At 58.3% G+C, this 21,731-nt stretch carries 14 protein-coding genes and 2 riboswitches; of the genes, 11 read left to right on the top strand and 3 right to left on the bottom strand.

The genetic code is table 11. The features are described 5' to 3' along the window. Nucleotides 1–95: 95 nt before the first annotated feature. Nucleotides 96–309: riboswitch (cobalamin riboswitch) on the bottom strand. Between the two features lie 241 nt (nucleotides 310–550). The 7 genes from ACT6VE_RS20510 (at nucleotide 551) to nrdF (ending at nucleotide 7,673) form a co-directional block, all read left to right on the top strand. Beyond that, on the top strand, nucleotides 551–1,540 hold the full coding sequence (locus ACT6VE_RS20510; protein WP_444800284.1) for a DUF1852 domain-containing protein: 990 nt from the start codon (nucleotides 551–553) through the stop codon (nucleotides 1,538–1,540). A 27-nt stretch (nucleotides 1,541–1,567) separates the two neighbouring features. Continuing rightward, nucleotides 1,568–2,596, top strand: coding sequence for a methionine synthase (locus ACT6VE_RS20505; RefSeq protein WP_444800283.1), 1,029 nt, complete (start codon nucleotides 1,568–1,570; stop codon nucleotides 2,594–2,596). A gap of 26 nt (nucleotides 2,597–2,622) precedes the next feature. Then, nucleotides 2,623–3,246, top strand: coding sequence for a flavin reductase (locus tag ACT6VE_RS20500; RefSeq protein ID WP_444800282.1), 624 nt, complete (start codon nucleotides 2,623–2,625; stop codon nucleotides 3,244–3,246). Between the two features lie 112 nt (nucleotides 3,247–3,358). Then, nucleotides 3,359–3,577, top strand: a riboswitch (cobalamin riboswitch). 248 nt (nucleotides 3,578–3,825) lie between these two features. Continuing rightward, a complete protein-coding gene (gene nrdH, locus ACT6VE_RS20495) occupies nucleotides 3,826–4,056 on the top strand; it encodes a glutaredoxin-like protein NrdH (RefSeq protein WP_444800281.1) in 231 nt (76 codons plus the stop codon). A 19-nt stretch (nucleotides 4,057–4,075) separates the two neighbouring features. Next, the gene (gene nrdI, locus ACT6VE_RS20490; protein ID WP_444800280.1) at nucleotides 4,076–4,483 is read left to right on the top strand and encodes a class Ib ribonucleoside-diphosphate reductase assembly flavoprotein NrdI; all 408 of its coding nucleotides are present in this window, start codon (nucleotides 4,076–4,078) and stop codon (nucleotides 4,481–4,483) included. Then, nucleotides 4,483–6,669: a class 1b ribonucleoside-diphosphate reductase subunit alpha gene (nrdE, locus tag ACT6VE_RS20485; protein WP_444800279.1), complete on the top strand. Its 2,187-nt coding sequence runs from the start codon at nucleotides 4,483–4,485 to the stop codon at nucleotides 6,667–6,669. Before nrdI ends, nrdE begins: the two co-directional genes overlap by 1 nt. A gap of 14 nt (nucleotides 6,670–6,683) precedes the next feature. After that, on the top strand, nucleotides 6,684–7,673 hold the full coding sequence (gene nrdF, locus ACT6VE_RS20480; protein WP_444800278.1) for a class 1b ribonucleoside-diphosphate reductase subunit beta: 990 nt from the start codon (nucleotides 6,684–6,686) through the stop codon (nucleotides 7,671–7,673). Between the two features lie 130 nt (nucleotides 7,674–7,803). On the opposite strand, the gene ACT6VE_RS20475 is transcribed toward nrdF, so the two are convergent. Next, nucleotides 7,804–10,605, bottom strand: a complete 2,802-nt coding sequence (locus ACT6VE_RS20475) for a cation-translocating P-type ATPase (RefSeq protein WP_428411735.1) — start codon at nucleotides 10,603–10,605, stop codon at nucleotides 7,804–7,806. A gap of 258 nt (nucleotides 10,606–10,863) precedes the next feature. Between ACT6VE_RS20475 and ACT6VE_RS20470 the strand changes: the two genes are divergently transcribed. The 4 genes from ACT6VE_RS20470 to ACT6VE_RS20455 all read left to right on the top strand — a co-directional run bounded on the left by ACT6VE_RS20470 (nucleotide 10,864) and on the right by ACT6VE_RS20455 (nucleotide 17,866). Next, entirely contained in the window at nucleotides 10,864–12,660 is a 1,797-nt protein-coding gene (locus ACT6VE_RS20470) for an acetate/propionate family kinase (RefSeq protein WP_428411737.1), read from the top strand. A 241-nt stretch (nucleotides 12,661–12,901) separates the two neighbouring features. After that, nucleotides 12,902–15,313, top strand: coding sequence for a phosphoketolase family protein (locus ACT6VE_RS20465; protein ID WP_428411739.1), 2,412 nt, complete (start codon nucleotides 12,902–12,904; stop codon nucleotides 15,311–15,313). A gap of 487 nt (nucleotides 15,314–15,800) precedes the next feature. Beyond that, nucleotides 15,801–16,472 (top strand): CBS domain-containing protein, encoded by a 672-nt coding sequence (locus ACT6VE_RS20460; protein WP_444800277.1) that lies wholly within the window; start codon nucleotides 15,801–15,803, stop codon nucleotides 16,470–16,472. Between the two features lie 68 nt (nucleotides 16,473–16,540). Further along, nucleotides 16,541–17,866 carry a glucoamylase family protein gene (locus ACT6VE_RS20455; protein WP_428411918.1) on the top strand — a complete coding sequence of 442 codons (1,326 nt, stop codon included), beginning with the start codon at nucleotides 16,541–16,543 and terminating at the stop codon, nucleotides 17,864–17,866. Between the two features lie 78 nt (nucleotides 17,867–17,944). Here ACT6VE_RS20455 and ACT6VE_RS20450 read toward each other — a convergent pair whose 3' ends face one another. Next, nucleotides 17,945–19,255, bottom strand: coding sequence for an MFS transporter (locus tag ACT6VE_RS20450; protein WP_428411743.1), 1,311 nt, complete (start codon nucleotides 19,253–19,255; stop codon nucleotides 17,945–17,947). Beyond that, entirely contained in the window at nucleotides 19,252–21,672 is a 2,421-nt protein-coding gene (locus ACT6VE_RS20445; protein WP_428411745.1) for a heavy metal translocating P-type ATPase, read from the bottom strand. Before ACT6VE_RS20445 ends, ACT6VE_RS20450 begins: the two co-directional genes overlap by 4 nt. Nucleotides 21,673–21,731: the final 59 nt, after the last annotated feature.

The following is a 21,731-nucleotide window of genomic DNA, read 5'->3' as shown; positions in this document are numbered from 1 at the left end:
TCTACCATCAGGTTGCGGCAGGGCAGTGGCATGACGCAGAGACGATGGCACGGGAACACCGATCGCGAAAGCGGCACTCCGGGACACCCCGCCCGTGGACGTTATCTATCGTGGCAGGTCTCCTGGCTTACGGGTCTTCGCTCTGGTCCGTCTTCCCGAGGCAGGCCTCAGTGACTTGGATGGACTTTCGCTCGCCGCTTACAGTTGCGGGGGCAGCTTCGGCTTCGGGCTGTGATCAAGCCCCTCACCGAATTCCCTCTTAGCTCCGGAGCATTTGCGCGCCGCAGAACCACGATGACGAACCAATGTCGCATGTTGCTGAAGTGGTCAAGCCGCCTGCGAACCGGTCTGCGACCACTCATGAGCACGGCTCATCGTTCAATGAGATAAAACCAATATTTCTCGACCCAGGCCTCGGGCATAAAGCACGCACCGCGCCTGATTATCGACAATATGAAGGAAGCGGGCTGAGAAAGTCGGGCGGAGAATTGTCTCGGCTGGAAGACGACGAACCAGGGTTTGGTTCTATATCGAGAACTGAGGAAGACGGATGGCAACGAACGAAGATCTCGCATTTTCTATCAAAAGCATTCGCTTCGATGAGGATTATCGTCCCTCCGACAACACGCGTGCCACGACGAATTTCGCAAACCTGGCGAGAGGCGACAACCGGGCGGAGAATCTTCGCAACGCGCTTAGGATGATCGATAATCGCTTCAACGCCCTGGCGCATTGGGATAATCCCAAGGGCGATCGCTATGCGGTCGAGCTCGAGATCATTTCGGTTGAGATGACGATCGGTGCTGGTGTAAAAAATGACGCCTTTCCACTCATCGAAATCCTGAAGACGAATATCGTCGACAGACAGACTGGCGAACGCATCGAGGGCATCGTCGGCAATAATTTTTCCTCCTATGTCCGAGATTACGACTTCAGCGTCGTATTGCCGGCTTACAACAAGGATCGCCCCGCATTCGCCACGCCGGATGATTTCGGCGACCTGCATGGAAAGCTGTTCAAATCCTTCCTGAGTTCAGATGCTTACAAAAAGCGCTTTCTCAAATCCCCGGTCATCTGCCTGAGTGCCTCCAGCAGCAAGACATACCGTCGGACTGGAAACCAGCATCCGGTATTGGGCGTCGAATACCAGCAGGATGAACAGTCTGCGACGGACTACTACTTTAAAAAAATGGGGCTGCAGGTTCGCTTCTTCATGCCGCCGAATAGCGTCGCGCCTTTTGCCCTCTATTTTCTCGGCGATCTGCTCGACGATTACACCAATCTCGAGCTGATCAGCACCATCAGCACGATGGAGACGTTTCAGAAGATTTATCGGCCCGAGATTTACAACGCCAACTCCTCGGCAGGGGCCTGCTATCAGCCAAATCTGAAGCACCAGGATTATTCGCTGACGCGTATTGTCTACGATCGTGAAGAGCGCAGCCGGCTCGCCGTGGTGCAGGGGAAATTCGCCGAGGAGCACTTCATCAAGCCGTACAAGACGGTTCTTGAGCAATGGTCTGCCAATCACGCCTTTTGACGAACCAAAAACATAAGGTAGCCCAACATGAAAAAACTGTTGCCCACGTCAACCGCCGGTAGCTTGCCCAAACCCTCGTGGCTTGCAGAACCTGAAAAGCTCTGGTCGCCCTGGAAGCTGCAAGGCGAGGAGTTGCTCACGGGCAAGCAGGATGCGCTGCGGCTTGCGCTGGACGATCAGCAGCAGGCGGGCATTGATATCGTCAGTGATGGTGAGCAGACCCGCCAGCATTTCGTCACAACCTTTATCGAGAACCTCGACGGGGTCGACTTTGAAAAGCGTGAAACGGTCAGGATCCGCGATCGCTACGATGCGAGCGTGCCGACGGTCGTGGGTGCCGTGTCTCGCCAGAAGCCGGTATTCGTCGAAGATGCCAAATTCCTACGTCAACAGACCAAGCAGCCGATCAAATGGGCTCTGCCGGGTCCGATGACCATGATCGATACGCTTTTCGACGGCCACTATAAAAGCCGGGAAAAGCTGGCCTGGGAGTTCGCCAAAATCCTCAATCAGGAGGCCCGGGAACTGGAGGCCGCCGGCGTCGACATAATTCAGTTCGACGAGCCCGCCTTCAACGTCTTCTTCGACGAGGTGAATGATTGGGGCGTCGCGACCTTGGAAAAGGCAATCGAAGGCCTCAACTGCCAAACCGCGGTCCATATTTGCTACGGATACGGCATCAAGGCCAACACGGATTGGAAGAAGACCCTGGGGTCCGAGTGGCGGCAATATGAGGAGACGCTCCCCAAATTGCAGAAATCCAGCATCGGTATGATCTCGCTGGAATGCCATAACTCTCACGTCCCAATGGATCTTATCGAACTTGTTCGGGGCAAAAAGGTGATGGTGGGGGCCATCGACGTAGCATCCGACATCATTGAAACCCCAGAGGAGGTCGCCGCTACCCTTCGAAAAGCACTCCAGTTTGTCGATGGCGAGAACCTTTGCCCTTGCACCAATTGCGGCATGGCGCCTCTCTCGCGCCGGGTAGCGCGGGGCAAGCTGAATGCTCTGAGCGCGGGCGCAGAAATCGTCCGAAAAGAGCTCACGGCTTAGTGCCGGCTGGGTATCCAGAGGCCGGCATGACTATGGTGGATCACCGCTTCGACCCTGTCGACAAGGCGACGTTTCGCGACGGCATGTCGCGCCTCGGCTCGGCGGTCAACGTCGTCACCACCATATCTAGCGGCACGCGTTACGGCTTTACGGCCTCGGCGGTCTGCAGCGTTAGCGACACACCGCCGACACTTCTCGTCTGTATCAATCGTGCGAGCTCCTGTTTTCATGCCTTCGAAAACGCGGCGCACTTTTGCGTCAATACATTGATGCCGGGCCACGAGTGCATCTCCGACCATTTCGGCGGGAAAACGTCGACGGAAGACCGTTTTTCCGTCGGCGATTGGGAAGTCGGGCTCACAGGTGTACCTGTCCTGGCCAACGCTTCGGTCAGCTTTGAATGCGGCCGCATCAGCAGCGTTGACGAAGCGACCCATCACGTATTCTTCGGCCGCGTCATCGATATCCGTCAGAACGATCAACGGGCGACGCTGCTCTATTGCATGCCTACCTCCATGCCTAGACCACACGAGGGCTCAGTCTCGAGGACCGGAGATAGGCTTGCAGTCTACACTGGGCCGCCAGTGAGCCTTCATACGAAGGCTAAATTGGTGCCTATTGTGCAGGGTCGGACCACCGAGTTCCGATAAGAGGCTAGGGTTACAGGGCCTGACCGAATGTGGAGGGACTACCGCGCTACCCAATCCCCAGCCTTTTCTTGGCTCAACACTCATAGTCGTTGACGAAAAGTTCTCCTCATCTACTATATATAGTGTTCGAGGTTCTTCCGATTCGCGTCGGAAGCTAAGACGGGAATACGGTGCGCCAGGTCCAAGATGGGCCAGGCAATGCCGGAGCTGCCCCCGCAACTGTGAGCGACGAGCATCCGCTCGGTAACCACTGAGGCCCCAAAGCCTCGGGAAGGTGAGATGGATGTGATGACCCGCAAGCCAGGAGACCTGCCTCAAACGAAAACGTCCACGGGCGGGGTGTCCGGAAGGTCGCGTAATGGTGCGGGATGTCTCCGCGCCTGCGCTTCCCCGAACAGTCCGCATGAACCACTTCGGGGTGAAGTCCTATGAGTTCGAGTTTTTATCCATGTCGACGCGAGTGACGGGCGCTTAAGCGCGACCGGCGGCTTTCTTTTGCTGCTTTCAAACCAGTTTTTGCCCGGATATCGGCGGATGTCCGAATGCTTTCGCACGCCTATTCCATACGAGGGGACGACCATGACCATCACCGTTTACAGCAAGCCCGCCTGCGTTCAATGCACTGCTACCACCCGGGCGCTCGACCGCCAGGGCATCGACTACACGATCGTCGACGTTTCAGCTGATGCCGAAGCTTACGAACTGGTGCAGGGCCTCGGCTATCGTCAGGTACCGGTGGTGATCGCGGGTGAGCAGCATTGGGCCGGTTTCCGTCCGGACATGATTAGCGGTCTGTCTGCTGCTGCCTGATTTGAGGGGCCTGAACGTGATGGGTGGTCTCGTCTATTTTTCCACCAAGTCGGAAAACACCCGCCGTTTTGTCGGCAAGCTGGGCCTCGAGGCCCGGCGCATCCCGATCAATAGCGATGAGCTTCTCGACGCCGATGCCCCTTACGTTCTGATCGTCCCGACCTATGGCGGCGGCGAGCAAAAAGGCGCGGTTCCGAAACAGGTGATCCGCTTTTTGAATAACGCGGACAACCGGAAGAACATCCGCGGCGTGATCGCCGCCGGAAACACCAATTTCGGCGCAGCCTTTTGCAGCGCCGGCAATATCATATCCGCCAAGTGCCAGGTGCCTTTTCTCTACAAGTTCGAGCTTCTGGGCACGCAGGAAGATGTCGATCAGGTCAAACACGGATTGGAACGATTTTGGACGCGACAAGCAATTCTGTAATGCGGGATGCAAGCGAGGCTCCGCTCGAGGCCGTGGCCCATTCGGGCGGCAAGGCCGTGATCAAAGGTCCAGACGCCGCACTCGATTACCATGCATTGAACGCCATGCTGAACCTCTATGACGAGGACGGCAAGATCCAGCTCGACCGGGATCGGCAGGCGGCCAAGCAGTATTTTCTGCAGCACGTCAACCAGAACACCGTGTTCTTCCATAACCTGCGGGAGAAACTCGATTACCTTGTCACCGAAGGTTATTACGAACGGGAGGTTCTGGACCAATATTCTTTCAATTTCGTCCGCGACCTGTTCGATTACGCCTATGACAAGAAGTTCCGCTTCCCGACCTTCCTTGGTGCATTCAAATATTACACCAGCTACACGCTGAAGACGTTCGACGGAAAGCGTTATCTTGAGCGCTACGAAGACCGCATCTGCATGGTCGCGCTGACGCTTGCGCGCGGCAATGAACAGCATGCCCGCAACATGGTCGACGAGATCATCGCCGGCCGTTTTCAGCCGGCCACGCCGACCTTCCTCAATGCCGGCAAGAAGCAGCGCGGGGAGCTCGTGTCGTGCTTTCTACTGCGCATCGAGGACAATATGGAATCGATCGCCCGCGGGATAAATTCGGCGCTGCAGCTTTCCAAGCGCGGCGGCGGCGTTGCCTTGTCACTGACCAATCTTCGCGAGGCGGGCGCGCCGATCAAGCAGATCGAAAACCAGTCCTCCGGCGTCATCCCGGTGATGAAGCTTCTAGAAGACAGTTTTTCCTATGCCAACCAGCTCGGCGCGCGTCAGGGCGCAGGTGCGGTTTATCTCAACGCTCATCACCCGGACATCATGCGCTTCCTCGATACCAAGCGCGAAAATGCCGACGAAAAGATCCGCATCAAAACACTGTCGCTGGGCGTCGTCGTGCCGGACATCACCTTCGAACTCGCCAAGAACAACGAGGATATGTATCTGTTCTCGCCCTATGACGTGGAGCGCGTCTATGGCGTCGCCTTCAGCGAGATTTCCGTTACGGAAAAATACGAGGAGATGGTCGCCGACAGTAGGATCAAGAAGAAGAAGATCAAGGCACGCGAGTTCTTCCAGGTGATCGCCGAAATCCAATTCGAAAGCGGCTACCCTTATATCATGTTCGAGGATACGGTGAACCGCGCCAATCCGATCGCCGGGCGCATCACCATGAGCAATCTCTGCTCGGAAATCCTGCAGGTCAGCGACGCCAGCACTTACACGGCCGATCTGTCCTACGATCACATGGGCAAGGATATTTCCTGCAATCTCGGTTCGCTCAATATTGCCAACGCAATGGATTCAGACGATTTCGGCAGGACGATCGAGACATCGATCCGGGCACTCACGGCGGTTTCCGAGATGAGCAATATCACCTCCGTGCCTTCGGTTGCCAAGGGCAACGAAGACAGCCATGCGATTGGCCTCGGCCAGATGAACTTGCACGGTTATCTCGCCCGCGAGCGCATCTTCTACGGTTCGGACGAAGGCGTCGACTTCACCAACATGTATTTCTACACCGTGACCTATCACGCCATCCGCGCCTCGAACCGGCTGGCGGTCGAGAAGGGTAACAGCTTCAAGGGTTTCGAGAACTCGAAATATGCTTCAGGTGACTACTTCGACAAATACACCGAACAAGAATGGATGCCCGCGACCGAGCGCGTCACCGAACTGTTCGAGAAAGCCGGCATCCACATCCCGACCCAGCAAGACTGGTCAAACCTGAAAGCTGCCGTCATGCAAGGCGGGCTTTATAACCAGAACCTGCAGGCCGTGCCGCCGACAGGCTCGATCTCCTACATCAACCACTCGACCTCCTCGATCCACCCGATCGTCTCGAAGATCGAGATCCGCAAGGAGGGCAAGATCGGCCGCGTCTATTACCCGGCCGCCTTCATGACCAACGACAATCTCGACTACTATCAGGACGCCTACGAGATCGGCCCGGAAAAGATCATCGACACCTACGCGGCGGCCACCCAGCACGTCGATCAGGGACTATCGCTGACGCTGTTCTTCCGCGATACGGCGACGACCCGCGATATCAACCGGGCGCAGATCTATGCCTGGAAGAAGGGCATCAAGACCATCTATTACATCCGCCTTCGCCAGATGGCGCTGACCGGCACGGAAGTGCAGGGCTGCGTATCCTGCGCACTCTAACGCCGGTGAGCCACATGAATATTCAAGTGAAAACTAAAAGCCAGGAACCCGCAGCCGCCATCCGCGCCATCAACTGGAACCGCATCGACGACGACAAGGATCTCGAGGTCTGGAACCGTCTGACCAGCAATTTCTGGCTGCCGGAAAAGGTGCCGCTGTCCAACGATATTCCGTCTTGGGCGGCGTTGAAAGCCAACGAGCAGCAATTGACCATCCGGGTCTTTACCGGCCTTACCTTGCTCGACACCATCCAGAACGGTGTTGGCGCGGTGCGGCTGATGGAGGATGCGGTCACCCAGCATGAGGAGGCCGTGCTGTCCAACGTCTCGTTCATGGAGGCTGTGCACGCGCGTTCCTATTCCTCCATCTTCTCAACGCTTTGCTCGACGTCGGATGTCGATGATGCCTATCGTTGGTCGGAGGAAAACGAATTCCTGCAGCGCAAGTCGGCGCTGATCATGGAGCAGTATGATAGCGGCGATCCGCTGAAGAAGAAAATCGCTTCGGTCTTCCTCGAAAGCTTCCTGTTCTATTCCGGCTTCTATCTCCCGATGTACTGGTCCAGCCGGGCAAGGCTCACCAACACCGCCGATCTCATTCGCCTGATCATCCGCGACGAAGCGGTGCATGGCTACTATATCGGCTACAAGTTTCAGCGCGCCGTCGAGCTTCTGCCGGAGGCAAAGCGACAGGAGATCAAGGATTTCGCCTTCGATCTGCTGCTCGAACTCTACGACAATGAAACGACGTACACCGAAGCCTTGTATGATGATGTCGGGTTGACGGAGGACGTCAAGAAATTCCTGCACTACAATGCCAACAAGGCGTTGATGAACCTTGGTTATGAAGCCTTGTTTCCGGCCGAGGCCTGCAAGGTCAACCCGGCAATCCTGTCCGCGCTCTCACCCAATGCCGATGAGAACCACGACTTCTTTTCTGGCTCGGGATCATCCTATGTCATCGGCAAGGCGGTGGCGACGGAAGACGAGGACTGGGACTTTTAAGTCTCTGACCTCGCTGGCAGTTCTCGTGAGATCGAATTAGAAATTAGCGGGGTTGAGGGTTCGACTCCGCTCAAGGCGACGATTTCTTGTTGGCTTGTCGGGTGTTGTGCGGCTGGGTAGGTGACTTGTCTCATCTGCCCCAGCGCCGAAGCACCCATTTGCGGACCTCGCCGAACCAAAGGACGCTGCTGCCGATGGCCACGCAGACGAGCCACTGTTCAAGCGGCAGGGGGACTGTCCCGAACGCCACGTTGAGCGGTCCGAAATTGACGACCGCAATCTGGAGTAGCACTGACAGTCCAATGGCTGCCCACAGCCACCGATTCGTAAACAGATGGCGGAAAGCACTGGTCGTCTCAGAACGTGCGTTGAAGCAATTGAATAGCTGGGCAAGAACCAGGACAGTGAACCCGGCAGTTCGAGCCTGATCAAGGCTCTGCGAACCTTCAATCAGCCCACCCGGCAGGTAAAGATCGATGGTGAGAAGCGTGGCTAGCGCCATTACGAGGCCGATTGCGATCACTCCTCGCCACATGCGCGCGTCGATGGCGCGCTCGTTCACCTTGCGAGGCGGACGCCCCATCACATCGTCGGTTTCCGGGTCGATGCCCATCGCAAGCGCGGGGCCGGAATCAGTGACCAGATTGATCCAAAGGATCTGGGTGGCCAGCAACGGCAGCACCAACTCGCCGCCAACGTCACCCAACCCGATCATGCCAGCTCCGACGACGCCCAAGAACACGGTCAGAACCTCGCCCATGTTGGACGACAGCAGATAGCGGAGGAACTTGCGGATATTGTCGAAGATGGCGCGCCCTTCGCGCACCGCCTCGACGATGGTAGCGAAATTGTCGTCGGCCAGTATCATCTTGGCCGCCTCCTTGGTGACCTCCGTGCCGGTGATCCCCATGGCAACGCCGATGTCCGCGGCCTTTAGCGCCGGAGCGTCGTTGACGCCATCGCCAGTCATGGCGACTACGTTGCCGTCTGCCTGAAGCGCATCGACGATGCGCAGCTTGTGGACGGGCGCCACACGGGCATAGACCGAGGTGGCCCGTACCGCAGCCGCGAAACCCGCATCGTCCATGGCGTCCAGTTCGGCTCCGGTCAGTGCCTTTGTTCCGTTCTCTACAATGCCCAACAGAGCGGCGATGCGCGCCGCAGTGCGTGGATGGTCGCCGGTGATCATCATAACCCGGATGCCGGCGCGGCGAGCCTGCGCTATCGCGACCGCCGCTTCCTCGCGCGGCGGGTCGATGATGCCAACAGTGCCGACGAAAATCAGGTCGTGCTCCAGCGTTTCGCTGGATTGCGGGTCTTCATCTGCTTCCAGCGGCCGATAGGCGACCGCCAAAGTGCGCAGCGCCTCGTCCGACAGACGCTCGACATCGGCGTGCGCACGGGCACGCTGTGTCTCGTCGAACGGGGCCACGTCCATGCCAATTCGGATGCGATTGCAGTGCTGCATCAACACGTCGGGCGCGCCCTTAGAGATGAGGATACGTTCGCCGCCATGCTCGTGGTCGAGCTCGATGGTCGACATCATCTTTCGGTCGGAACTGAACGGAATCTCACCGATGCGTTCGAAGCGTCGCTGGCGTCGGTCCTCCACTCCGAGCTTGCGCTCCGCCACAAGAAACGCGGCTTCGGTTGGATCGCCCTGAATCTCCCAGGCTCCGTCTTCAGTCTGCCGCAAGGCAGCATTGCCAGCCAGGCTGCCTCCGCTCAGAACGACGATCTGCTCGGCGCGAAGCGCTCCTTCGGGCGCTTCGCCGCCCTCGATCTCCAGGCGGCCTAGCGGCGCATAACCAACGCCCGTAACGCGGCTGCCGCCCGACGCCGTCATGATCCGCTCGATCGTCATCTCGGAGCGCGTCAGCGTGCCGGTCTTGTCAGAGCAGATGACGGAGGCCGAGCCGAGGGTCTCCACCGACGAGAGTGTCTTGACCACGGCGTTGCGTTTGGCCATGCGCTGGACGCCCAGCGCCAACACGAGAGACAGAATGGCCGGAAGACCTTCCGGAACCGCCGCGACTGCCAGCGATACTCCCAGCAACAGCACGGTAATGACGTCGGACGGGCTTTTTATGTCAGATACCAGCAGCACCGTGGCGACCACGATGACGGCGATGACGACGACGGCAATGCCCAGCATGCGTCCGATCAGCGCCACCTCCTTCTGAAGCGGTGTCTGCTGCTCCACGGTTGCGTCGAGCATGGTGGCAATAGCGCCCATCTCGGTCTGCATGCCGGTAGCGGTGATGACGGCGCGACCGGTCCCCTGAACGACCGCAGTGCCCTTGAAAACCATGCAGCGCCGCTCGGCGAGCGGGGCCTGGCTATTTAGAGCGGCGGCGTCTTTCAAAACGGCCTCGCTTTCGCCGGTGAGCGATGCTTCCTGCACACGAAGGCTCGCCGAGAGCAGAAGCCGACCATCGGCGCCAACGGCGTCGCCTTCTTCAAGCAGCAGGATGTCGCCCGGGACCAGCTCGGCGCTCGGGATGCGCCTTCGCTCCCCGTCGCGCAGCACTGAAGAAGTCACAGCCGTCATCCGCGCCAGCGCTGCGACGGCGTTCGCGGCCCTTGCTTCCTGCACGAAACCGAGAACGGCATTGGCCATCACGACCATGGCGATGACTAGCGCGTCCACGGGCAACCCCTCGCGGCCCTCGATGGACCACGCCAAAAGGGCTACAATGATCGCGCCGAGCAGCAGATAAACGAGCGGGTCCCGAAATTGTCCAAGTACGCGTCGCCAGGCGGGCATCGGCGATACCGCCCGTAGTTCATTGAGGCCAAATTCAGTCCGGAGCCTCGCCGCCTCCGACCTGCTCAGGCCGCTCTCGGCATCGCTGCCCAACTCTCGCGCTACAGCTTCGCCTGACAGTAGCGAATAATCATCGAGTGAATAAGACCGACTTTGTTCGTTCAAAAGCTTATCCTTGCCCTGCCGGCTTAACTCACGCCCTGCGCGGTGGTCACTGTAGCCAACAAAGTTGTCTAAGGCTCCTCATTCCTCGCGTAGATTGAACACGGCAGTTTCATTCAGGTGTGCTATGGGTTTGCTTCCAGCCGGACGGTCACCATCACCCCCTGTGACGACGCGAAGTCAGCGGCCGTGACCATGTCAGGTTGGTGATGGGGAAACCCCAGCGACACTGCTGAGCCGAACTGGTTTGAAAGGCGCGTTGTGAAAATACTTGTGTTGAACTGCGGCAGCTCCAGCCTGAAAATCGGCGTGTTCGAGATTGCAGACAAGGCGACCGAAATATTCAAAGCGACTTACGAGAAATTTGAGGCCGGGAGCTGTTCCTACAAGATTACCAAGGATGGTGCGACAGAAACCGGGCAAGCGCCAATGGGCGACATTGCCGGCGCCCTAGGTGCCCTTCCGCAAATTCTTGATGGTCACGGAGTTACAGAACTGCAGGCGGTCGGCCACCGGATCGTCCACGGGGGTGAAAACTTCAAAACGACAGCAGTGCTTGACGAAACGACGGTTGCGGCGATCGAGGCGCTGACGCCATTGGCGCCGCTACACAATCCCGCAAATCTGCTGGCTGTGCGCATTGCGAAAGAAGTCTGGCCGAACCTGCCCCAGGTCGCGGTCTTCGACACGGCGTTTCATGCCACCAATCCGCCGCGTGCAACGACTTACGCCGTGCCGAAGGCTTGGCGCGATGCTGGTTTGCGGCGCTTTGGGTTTCATGGCACGTCGCACAAGTATGTGGCTATGCGCGCCGCGGAGGAGATTGGCGAACCGCTGCGTGATCTCCAGATCGTCAGCGTACACCTTGGTAACGGTGCCAGTGTCTGTGCGGTCAACCGCGGGGAGAGCATAGACACGTCGATGGGCATGACACCGCTTGAGGGACTGGTAATGGGAACGCGCTCCGGCGACGTCGACCCGGGCCTGTTCGGCTTTCTGTCACGGCAACTTGGCCTTTCCATAGCGGAGATAGAGGACGCTCTTTATTCTCAGAGCGGGCTGATCGGACTAACAGGCTCATCCGACATGCGCGATGTCGAAGAGCGGGCCGGAAAAGGTGACACGGATGCCCAGCTTGCCATCGAACTGTTTGCCTATCGTGCCCGGAAATACATTGGCGCCTATGCGGCGGCGATGGGTGGCCTCGATGCGGTCGTTTTTACCGGAGGCATCGGCGAAAACTCCCCGTCCATGCGTCGGCGCATCTGTGATGGACTGGAATTCATGGGTCTGCGGCTCGACCATGACCGAAACCAATTTGTGGACCTCGCTAACCGTGCTGCACCGCAGATCCAGGCCTATGGCGCGAGAGTGCGGGTCATTGTCACCGAGACTGCCGAACAATTGATGATCGCCAGGGAGACAGCCGCTGCATTGACGCCAAAGGCAACCGTGCCCGAACCGATCCCTGTCGCGGTATCGGCCCGTCACGTTCACCTGTCCCGAGCAGCCGTCGAGACCTTGTTTGGAGCCGGATACCGATTGACGCCCGCGGTTCCTCTTCGCCAGCCCGGGCAATGGGCGGCAAGCGAGCGCGTTGTCCTGGAGGGACCCAAAGGTCGCCTGGAGCGTGTCGCCATCCTTGGGCCCGAGCGTCTGCGGACACAGATCGAAATCTCAAGAACAGATGGTTTTGCGCTCGGCATTGATGCGCCCGTTCGCGATAGTGGCAAACTGGACGGCACGCCAACGGTTCGCCTCATCGGACCCGTCGGTAGCCTCAATACCGACGGGCTGATTGTGGCTGCGCGGCACATTCATACCAACCCGAATGATGCCGGACGCCTGGGCCTCGCGGACGGAATGCTCGTGGACGTTCACATCGGCGACGAAGAGCGCGGGCTGGTGTTCGGCAAGACGCTCATTCGCGTCAGCGCCAACGCCGTGACCGAGATGCATATCGATACGGATGAGGCAAATGCTGCAGATATCCGGATCAGCGGTGAAGGATCGCTCGTTCCCGATCTTCGCGCCGTTGCAGTGACGAACAGAGATTAGCGGATTTCTTGCAGGTTGCTGCTCCTTGCCAAAACGATGGCCACGATAGAGGCGCTCGCCGGCTATGGAACCCCGTCCGCACGTTTTTATGTCTATCGCTTCGTATTCGTCTCGGACGAACGGACCCAAGGTTCGCTTGATGCGTTAGTGTCGATAGAGACGCCAAGAACGGTGCTTCGACTTCGCAGCCGAGTCCGCCCCCACTACGCAAATTTTTAGGTCTGCGAAACCAGGAGCCACTATGAGCGATCCCCTGAAGGCAGTTATTCACTCTGAACGTCTTTCGCAGCGCGAATTGCACGATATCGACACGTACTGGCGGGCAGCAAATTATCTGACGATTGGCCAGATATACTTGATAGACAACCCACTGTTGCGCGAACCGCTTCGGCTTGAGCATGTTAAGCCAAGGCTCCTTGGCCACTGGGGTACATCACCAGGCCTGAGTTTCATCTACGCCCATCTGAACCGCATTATCCGAGCACGCAACGAGGACGTCATCTATGTCTGTGGGCCTGGCCATGGCGGCCCGGCAATGGTCGCCAATACCTATCTCGAAGGCACGTATAGTGAACTCTATCCAGACATCACGCTCGATGAGGCGGGAATGCAGAAACTGTTCCGGCAGTTTTCGTTCCCGGGCGGTATACCCAGCCATGCCGCGCCCGATGTGCCTGGATCCATCCATGAGGGCGGCGAACTCGGCTATGCTCTTTCCCATGCCTTTGGTGCGGCCTTTGACAATCCGGACCTCATCGTTGCCTGCGTGGTCGGCGATGGAGAAGCTGAAACCGGGCCGCTGGCGGCCGCATGGCATTCGAACAAGTTCCTGAACCCTGCGCGCGACGGCGCCGTTTTGCCGATCCTGCATTTGAATGGCTACAAGATCGCCAATCCCACCATTCTGGCGCGCATCCCCGAGGACGAGCTGCGAGCGCTGTTCATCGGCTACGGCTACGAGCCGCTCTTTGTCGAAGGGCACGATCCTGCACTGATGCATGAGCGCATGGCAGTTGTTCTCGACCAGGCGATGGACAAAATTCATGACATTCAGAACATCGCGCGGGGCGGCTCTAAACTGTCCTCACGTCCCAAGTGGCCGATGATCGTGTTGCGCAGCCCGAAGGGTTGGACCGGCCCGAAACAGGTTGATGGCCTGAAGACCGAAGGATTCTGGCGGTCGCATCAGGTGCCGTTGTCGGGGATCGCGAACGATCCCGAGCATCTGAAGTTATTGGAGGAATGGCTGAAAAGCTATCGGCCCGAAGAGCTTTTTGACGCCAGCGGCGCCCCCTTGGCATCAATCCGGGAAACGGCGCCGCAAGGCCTGCGTCGCATGAGCGCCAACCCCCATGCCAATGGAGGGCTTTTGCGCAAATCCCTCGATCTCCCCGGATTGCAGGATCATGCGGTGGCAACCGGGCAGCCAGGGTCCATGAAAGCCGAATCGACAAAAGCGATGGGCGATTTCCTGCGTGCCGTGATGAAGCTCAACGACGCATCCAAGAACTTCCGCATCGTGGGTCCCGACGAGACAGCGTCCAACCGGCTGCAGGATGTCTTTCAGGTGACAGAACGCGCGTGGATGGAGACCATCCTTCCCGAAGACGTCCATCTTGGCCGCGACGGCAGAGTTCTGGAAATTCTATCCGAGCATACCTGCCAGGGCTGGCTGGAAGGCTACCTCCTCACCGGCCGGCACGGGCTGTTTTCCTGCTACGAGGCGTTCATTCACATCGTCGATTCGATGTTCAACCAGCACGCGAAGTGGCTGGATGCGTGCCGGGATATTCCGTGGAGGAGACCCATCTCGTCGCTGAATTATCTGCTGTCGAGCCATGTCTGGCATCAGGAACACAATGGGTTCAGTCATCAAGATCCGGGCTTCATCGATGTCGCACTCAACAAGAAAGCTGACATCGTACGCGTCTACCTGCCGCCGGATGCGAACACACTGCTCTGCGTGACGGATCATGTCCTGCGCACGTGGAATCGTGTCAACATCATCGTCGCGGGCAAGCCTCCATCGTGGCAGTGGCTGTCCATGGACAAGGCGATCGTTCATTGCCGGGCAGGAATAGGTATCTGGGATTGGGCTTCGACGAAGAGCGGAAGCGAACCCGACGTGGTGTTGGCGTGTGCTGGCGACGTTCCCACGCTGGAAACGCTTGCCGCAGTGCAGATCCTCAAGGAGCTTGCGCCGGATCTGGCCATCCGGGTCATCAACGTGGTGGACTTGATGACGCTCCAGCCAAAAGAGCATCATCCGCATGGCCTCTCGGACAGGGAATTTGACGCGCTGTTTACAACCAACAGGCCCGTCATCTTCGCCTACCACGGTTACCCTTGGACGATCCATCGTCTCACCTATCGCAGGACCAACCACGGCAACATCCATGTGCGCGGCTACAACGAGGAAGGCACGACCACGACGCCTTTCGACATGACCGTGCTGAACGGGCTCGACCGCTACCATATCGTGCACAGCGTGCTTGACTGGGTGCCAGAACTGAAGAGCATCCGCATCGGACTGAAGCAAGTGATGGACAGCAAGTTGCTTGAACACCGGGCATATATTCGCGCACACGGTCAAGACATGCCGGAGATCCGCAATTGGCAGTGGGCGGATGAGAGCATAGCGACAACTCGCTGAGGAGCTCGGAGGATCGCCCTTACCGAGATACGCGGAGCTCAACATATTGGTGGACGATTCCCGAATGCAACCTCTGCATATACGCGCTGCAAGCGGGCTCGTGTGCGTCGATTCTAAGCCTAATGCGTATCTCCAGTCGGTCCGGCTACGAACCGCTCGACGATCCGACAGACCTCGGCGGACGCCGAGGGCTTTGGGCTGGCTGGCCGCAGGCCGGAAAGAGGGGCGAGAACATCGGTTCGTTGAAGACGGTGCCTATCTCATCGCGCAGGCGGATAAGTGTTCAATACTACGCGCCATGCTGTTTCTGAGACGTTTAACTAGGTCGGCTCGGCCGCGAAATCATCATGCGGTTCGGTCAGTGTTAAAAGCGACCGATCGCACCCAGCTTGATGTCCAACTGCGGGATTTCGTGCAACGCCAGAGGCGGGAGGTGGTAGGATCGTCCCAACGTCGCACTCCAACTGAACATATGGGATCAAGACAGATGATAGCGAGGGATGTTATGACGGTGGATGTGGTTACCGTTTCGCCGGACCACAGCGTCAGCCATGCGGCGCAAATTATGCTGGACCACCACATCAGCGGCTTACCTGTACTTGATGATCAAGGACACTTGGTTGGCATTGTGACCGAAGGCGACTTCTTACGTCGATCGGAACTCGGTCTCCCCGCACTTTCGCCAGATGATCAGCACCTCAGCACCAACGGGGAGAGGGCACGTAGTTATGTGAAAAGTCACAGCTGGAAAGTGGCAGATGTGATGACCGCGAATCTGGTTCAGGTTGACCAGGGAGCCTCGCTCACTCAAATCGCGGCGTTGATGGAGGAGCGCGGCATCAAGCGAGTACCAGTGATGAGGGGAGATAATCTAGTTGGCATGGTTAGCCGCGCTGACCTCTTACATGCTCTTATTACGGCCAAGCTCGACGACACGGCTCCAGGCGACTATGCGATCCGTCGTAGCATTCTTACAAGGTTAAAAGAGAACTCAGACGTAACGGGCGTCAACCTGACCATTACGGTTACCGACGGCATGGTCCATTTATGGGGAGTGGTTAATTCAGAGAGCGAACGGGACCTTTCGCGCGTAGTTGCTGAGGGTGTGAGGGGCGTCAATGGTGTGTACGACCACCTGACACTCTCTGATCGGGGGTAGGACGCATTGGAAAACGGAGCACCACAGGGCGAAACCCAACCGAAGGTGACATCGTGAACATCTCTGAGATGTACGACGATCTAGAAACGTTGCAGCGAGAGACATTCGATTACTTCGTCAATGAGGCGAATCCAACAAATGGTCTTATTCGTGACAAAACTGAAGCGAACTGGCCCGCAAGCATTGCTGCTACCGGTCTTGCGCTCGCCTGCTATCCTGTTGGCATCAAGCGCGGGTTCATGACGCGGAGCGCCGGCGTGGAACGCACCTTGGCTACGCTACGCTTTTTCTGGAACAGTGCACAAGGACAGGAGCCGGACGCCACTGGATATCATGGCTTCTACTATCATTTTCTCGATATGCAATCGGGCCGGCGAGCATGGGGATGTGAGCTATCGACCATTGACACCACCTTTTTATTAGCCGGGGCGTTGGCCGCTGCTGCCTTTTTTGATGCAAATGCCCCCGCTGAAACCGAGATACGCGTCTTAGCGAATGCTCTTTACAGCAGAACCGATTGGCGATGGGCGCAGGACGGAGGAGAAACCGTCACACACGGCTGGACACCCGAGAGCGGATTTATTAAGCACCGATGGGAAGGCTATGACGAGGCACTTTTACTCTATGTCCTTGGGCTAGGCTCGCCTACTTATCCCCTCCCGCCAAGCAGCTACAAGGCTTGGACAGCTACCTTCCGTTGGGAGCGCTGCTACGGCTACGAGTATCTTTACGCGGGGCCATTGTTCATCCACCAGCTTTCGCACGTGTGGATCGATTTTAGAGACATTCAGGATTCATTCATGCGTGGAAAGTCAAGCGACTATTTCGAGAACAGTCGGCGCGCGACCTTCGTTCAGCAGCGCTACGCCATTGAAAATCCGCTCGGCTTTGCGGGCTATGGGGAACATTGTTGGGGTATCACTGCCAGCGAAGGCCCCGGCCCGTCTTCACTCAAGCTCAACGGTATCGAGCGTCGCTTTGAAGACTATGTCGCGCGTGGCGTCCCGTACGGCCCTGATGACGGCACACTCGCACCGTGGTCAGTCGTCGCTTCTTTGCCGTTTGCGCCAGAGATTGTCCGGCCAGCGATAAGCTTCTGCATTCACCAAGCCAAACTAAAGGCGTCCAACGCATATGGCTTCAAAGCAGCTTTCAATCCTACGCACCCAGGGAGCCCGGAAAGTAGCTTTGGCTATTGGGTTTCGTCCTGGCACTTCGGTTTGAATGAAGGCCCCATCGTGCTCATGATCGAGAACGAACGCAGTGGCCTGTTGTGGCGGCTAATGCGCGCTTGCCCTTATATCCGCACTGGACTGTGCATGGCGGGATTCGAAGGCGGCTGGCTAAATCATCCTGGTCAGGAACTGGTGCTACCCGTTCATGGTACAGCGTGACGCTCAGTCGCTTTCGGCAACCAAGAAAACCCGCTAATGTTCATCGGTTCAAGCGCGGGGCCGCCGCGCGCTGCCTTACTAACTTCCCGTCTTTTTGGGCGCTGGAGAGGCGAGCTTCCCAATCGTGCCATCATCGACGGCTCCGGTGTGCGGCGATCGAACGAGCAACTTCGGCAGGCTGAGGCTCAGGAGAATGCCTGCTAGGGTGAGGACAGTCATGAGCAGGAAAGGGGCGTAGGGGAGCCAAGTCACATCGAATAAAAGACCACCGGCGACCGAACCGAGTGCCGCGCCGAGGCTCGCCGCAGCCGTTTGTTTGCCCAGTTGCGCGCCCTGTGCCTCGCCGGCCCTGTTCGAAATCCAATACGTCAGGATCGGCGATAGGATTCCGGCGCTGGCCGCCACTGCGCCGATCACCACGAGCATCAGCGTGAAATCGGAAGCACGAGGAACAAGGAACAATCCGGCCGCCAGCACCGTAAGCGCCGGAGCGATGAACCACCGCGTCGTTTCGGCCTTGATCAAGGGCGAGAATACGATGGCCTGAACCACGAACATCACCACGCTGCACAGAGTGAACATCATGGCGATCTGATACTGGGTTAGCCCAAGCTCCTGTTTGCCGCGAAGCGCCAGTCCGACCTCGAATACGCCGACCCCGGCAGCGACGATGAAGGCCAGCGATAGCAAGAGGGGGACGAGCCGGGGCACCAGCTCGGGAGCGGGTTGGCCACGCTTGGCGGCGGCATCGCGCGGCCTGGTTTCCGGGACTGTTATGACCGTGGCAAACGCCACGAGCAGCGCCAGTATCGCTGTTGCCGCGAGAGGTAGGGTTAATGCCCCGTCCCCGCTGAAGAAAGGGAGCAAGCTGCCTGCGGCCCTCGTAACCCCCACACCCAGCATCGGTCCGAGCAGAAACCCACTGATTCCCGCCAGGCTGACGAAGGTGAGGCGGCGCGCCCGCACATCCTCGGTCGCCGCAATATCCCCGATGACGGCCAGTGCAACCGGGGTGACCGCTGCGGAAAACATCCCACTTAGGAAGCGTTCGGCGTAGACGGCGACCAAGTTCTCGATGAACGCGAAGATCAACATTGTGATGCTAAAGCCGACGAGTCCAATCAAAAGGATGATGCGGCGTCCATAACGGTCAGACAGGCGTCCCCATACCGGCGCAAACACAAAGAGCGAGAGCATGTACATGCCGGTGAGCAGGCCGGTTGCGCGGGAAATCTGGGCAGCATCGCCACTCGCGCCGAGCAGCCGCTCGATCAGAAACGGCAGCAGTGGCAATATAACGCCATAGCCGATCGACACCGTGAATACTGACAGCATCAGCACAGCCATCGTGCTCAGTGGTATGCCTGTGGATAAAGCACGACTGATCATGATCCCGCCATCGCAGGTTTGAGCGCTGGAGCAGGTTTGTACTCGCCTTGAAGTTTGATACCCGTCAGCCTGGTTCGTTTTAGCATCAAGGCATTGATCGCGACGATCGCTGAACTGCCGGACATGGCGATGGCTGCGATGGTCGGGCTAAGCAAAAACGGAAAGAGCACACCTGCTGCCAGCGGGAAGGCAACGATGTTGTAGGCGACTGCCCAGTACAGGTTCTGATGCATTTTTCTCAGGGTCGCACGAGACAGCTCGATGGCGCCGACCACATCGAACGGGTCGCTTTTCATCAGCACGATATCGGCACTCTCGATCGCGACATCGGTGCCAGCGCCTATGGCGAAGCCGACATCGGCCTGCGTCAACGCGGGAGCGTCGTTGACGCCGTCGCCGACCATGCCGACCTTCTTGCCTTGAGCCTGAAGCTCCTTGACCTTGCTTGCTTTATCGCCCGGCAGCACGTCGGCGAACACGCTGTCTATCCCAAGGCTTTTGGCGATGCGCTCGGCGGTGCCCTGGTTGTCGCCAGTCAGCATAAACACCTCTACGCCGCGTCCCCGCAACGCCTTGACCGCTTCTATCGCCGATGGTCGCACCGCATCGGCGATGCCAATCAAGCCAATGAGTTTGCCATCGACCGCGAGATGTACGACCGTTCGTCCAGCCCCCTGCATTTCTGTCGATCTGACCCCAAGTTCGCCTAGATCGATCTTGTTCTCGCTCATCAGGAGTTTGTTGCCGAGGAAGGCTGTCTTACCGTCGATCTCGGCCTGCGCGCCCTTGCCCTCGATATTCTTGAAACCTGTCGCCTTAGGAGCCTTCACATCGACCGCACGGCGCAGGATTGCCTGTGCCAACGGATGATCCGATCCGGCCTCCACGGCGGCTGCGGCGGACAACAACTGAGCCTCCGTAGCGCCCGCGGCCGTCACCAAGTCCACGACTTCGGGCTTGCCCATGGTCAGCGTGCCGGTCTTGTCGAAAATGATGACGTTCAACTTGGTCGCGTCCTCCAGTGCTGACGCGTTCTTGAACAGGATGCCGTTCACGGCGCCAAGTCCTGTGCCGACCATGATTGCCATCGGGGTGGCCAGCCCGAGCGCGTCTGGGCAGGCGATCACGAAAACTGTAATCATCAGACTGATAGCGAATAGAAGGGTCTCGCCGATCCACCAATACCAAACGGCGAAGGTGAGCAGACCCACGACAACCGCTGCCAGGACCAGCCATTGCGCAGCGCGATCTGCTAGCAACTGCGCCGGCGCCTTCGAATTCTGCGCTTCCTGAACCAGCTTGACAATCTGGGCAAGCGCCGTATCCGCGCCGACTTTGGTCGCCTGATAACGGAACGTGCCGCTCTTGTTGATCGTAGCTCCGATTACCGTATCGCCGACTTTCTTTTCCACCGGCATCGATTCGCCTGTGAGCATTGACTGGTCGACCGCTGATGCCCCTTCCAACACCGTGCCGTCGACCGGGATTTTATTACCCGGCCGGATCACAACCGTGTCGCCGGACACGATCTGTGCCGTTGGCACTTCCAACTCCTTACCGTCGCGAAACACATTTGCTGTCGCAGGCGCCAGATCCATCAGCGCGCGGATCGCCGCAGACGCGCCTGCCCTGGCGCGCATTTCAAGCCAATGGCCGAGCAGGATAAAGACCAGCAGAATCGCCGAGGCTTCATAGAACTGCTCTCCGCCGTAAATGAAGGTCGACCCGACACTGAACAGGTATCCAGCGCCCACGCTGAGGACAACCAGCACCGCCATATTAGCGACACCGTTGCGAAGTGAGCGGTAAGCCGCGACTACGAAAGGCCAGACCGGATAAAGGATTGCCCCGCTCGCCAGCACGAACAGGACGAGGTCGAGCCGCAGGCCGAATGGTGGTGTGACTTGAATGAAGTCCATGCCCATCGGCGAGAAAAAGAAGATCGGCAAGCTGAAGGCGACCGCGATCCAAAAGCGATTGCGCATGTCACTGACCATGTCCTGCATGTCCATTCCGGCGCCGTGTCCCATCTCATGGGCGGTAGCGTCACGGGGCACCTCGGCTGCGGCCGTTCCCTCCGCTTTGCCTGGTGCCGCGTGGATTACGGCCGCGGGCTTCGCGTGGCCGTGCATGTGTCCTGAGGGCGCGCGCGGATGCCCGGGGGGAACCGTTGTGCTGCCGGGCAAGCAGAGATGCCGTGGCACAGTCTCGCCCCTGCAGTGAAACCCGCAAATCTCGATTTCGCGGGCCAGAGTCTCAGTGTTCGTCCGCGCTTCGTCGAATTCGATGGTTGCGCTTGTCGAGCCAGCGTTCATCGCAACGCTGGCCACACCCGGTAAGGCGGCGAGACGCTTTTCGACCGCCGCGAAATCCAGTATTCCAAATAGGTCACGTACTTCCAGCGTTGTCTTTTTCACGTTCGTCTCCTTTGGTTGCCGCGCAGCGCGCCGCGGATCCGTTATGCCGCAGGACATGA

Source organism: Shinella sp., from assembly GCF_052438155.1.
In the GTDB taxonomy this organism is placed as follows: Bacteria; Pseudomonadota; Alphaproteobacteria; order Rhizobiales; family Rhizobiaceae; genus Shinella.
The sequence above is the reverse complement of the archived record's forward strand: the minus strand, read 5'-3'. Positions and strand labels throughout refer to the sequence as shown.

Excerpts from the sequence above, each read along its gene's own strand:
- nrdE (WP_444800279.1), top strand. The coding sequence starts at position 4,483 with ATGCGGGATGCAAGCGAGGCTCCGCTCGAGGCCGTGGCCCATTCGGGC.
- ACT6VE_RS20450 (WP_428411743.1), bottom strand. The coding sequence starts at position 19,255 with ATGATCAGTCGTGCTTTATCCACAGGCATACCACTGAGCACGATGGCT.
- nrdH (WP_444800281.1), top strand. The coding sequence starts at position 3,826 with ATGACCATCACCGTTTACAGCAAGCCCGCCTGCGTTCAATGCACTGCT.
- nrdI (WP_444800280.1), top strand. The coding sequence starts at position 4,076 with ATGGGTGGTCTCGTCTATTTTTCCACCAAGTCGGAAAACACCCGCCGT.
- nrdF (WP_444800278.1), top strand. The coding sequence starts at position 6,684 with ATGAATATTCAAGTGAAAACTAAAAGCCAGGAACCCGCAGCCGCCATC.
- ACT6VE_RS20455 (WP_428411918.1), top strand. The coding sequence starts at position 16,541 with ATGTACGACGATCTAGAAACGTTGCAGCGAGAGACATTCGATTACTTC.
- ACT6VE_RS20510 (WP_444800284.1), top strand. The coding sequence starts at position 551 with ATGGCAACGAACGAAGATCTCGCATTTTCTATCAAAAGCATTCGCTTC.
- ACT6VE_RS20465 (WP_428411739.1), top strand. The coding sequence starts at position 12,902 with ATGAGCGATCCCCTGAAGGCAGTTATTCACTCTGAACGTCTTTCGCAG.
- ACT6VE_RS20460 (WP_444800277.1), top strand. The coding sequence starts at position 15,801 with ATGATAGCGAGGGATGTTATGACGGTGGATGTGGTTACCGTTTCGCCG.
- ACT6VE_RS20505 (WP_444800283.1), top strand. The coding sequence starts at position 1,568 with ATGAAAAAACTGTTGCCCACGTCAACCGCCGGTAGCTTGCCCAAACCC.
- ACT6VE_RS20500 (WP_444800282.1), top strand. The coding sequence starts at position 2,623 with ATGACTATGGTGGATCACCGCTTCGACCCTGTCGACAAGGCGACGTTT.